The following is a 1,139-nucleotide window of genomic DNA, read 5'->3' as shown; positions in this document are numbered from 1 at the left end:
GAAGGACGTTACTAACGACGAAATGCTTTGGGGAGCTGTAAGTAAGCGTTGATCCAGAGATTTCCGAATGGGGAAACCCAACATGAGTTATGTCATGTTATCGATATGTGAATACATAGCATATCAGAAGGCAGACCCGGAGAACTGAAACATCTTAGTACCCGGAGGAAGAGAAAGAAAAATCGATTCCCTGAGTAGCGGCGAGCGAAACGGGAAGAGCCCAAACCAATAAGCTTGCTTGTTGGGGTTGTAGGACACTCTATACGGAGTTACAAAAGTATATATTAGACGAATCATCTGGAAAGTTGAATCAAAGAAGGTAATAATCCTGTAGTCGAAAATATATACTCTCTTGAGTGGATCCTGAGTACGACGGAGCACGTGAAATTCCGTCGGAATCTGGGAGGACCATCTCCTAAGGCTAAATACTCTCTAGTGACCGGATAGTGAACCAGTACCGTGAGGGAAAGGTGAAAAGTACCCCGGAAGGGGAGTGAAAGAGAACTTGAAACCGTGTGCTTACAAGTAGTCAGAGCCCGTTAATGGGTGATGGCGTGCCTTTTGTAGAATGAACCGGCGAGTTACGATTTGATGCAAGGTTAAGCAGTGAATGTGGAGCCGTAGCGAAAGCGAGTCTGAATAGGGCGTTGAGTATTTGGTCGTAGACCCGAAACCAGGTGATCTACCCTTGGTCAGGTTGAAGTTCAGGTAACACTGAATGGAGGACCGAACCGACTTACGTTGAAAAGTGAGCGGATGAACTGAGGGTAGCGGAGAAATTCCAATCGAACCTGGAGATAGCTGGTTCTCTCCGAAATAGCTTTAGGGCTAGCCTCAAGTGATGATTATTGGAGGTAGAGCACTGTTTGGACGAGGGGCCCTTCTCGGGTTACCGAATTCAGACAAACTCCGAATGCCAATCAATTTAACTTGGGAGTCAGAACATGGGTGATAAGGTCCGTGTTCGAAAGGGAAACAGCCCAGACCACCAGCTAAGGTCCCAAAATATATGTTAAGTGGAAAAGGATGTGGCGTTGCCCAGACAACTAGGATGTTGGCTTAGAAGCAGCCATCATTTAAAGAGTGCGTAATAGCTCACTAGTCGAGTGACACTGCGCCGAAAATGTACCGGGGCTAAA

The 1,139-nt window shown here is 46.6% G+C and carries 1 rRNA gene; it reads left to right on the top strand.

Features of this window, described 5'->3' with window-relative positions:
• A 23S ribosomal RNA gene (locus HMPREF3125_RS01405) occupies positions 1–1,139 on the top strand; the annotation flags it as partial.

It is taken from the genome of Staphylococcus sp. HMSC13A10, assembly GCF_001808005.1.
GTDB classification, from domain to species: Bacteria; Bacillota; Bacilli; order Staphylococcales; family Staphylococcaceae; genus Staphylococcus; species Staphylococcus pasteuri.
Note: the sequence above shows the minus strand (reverse complement) of the source record. Positions and strands in the feature narration are given on the sequence as shown.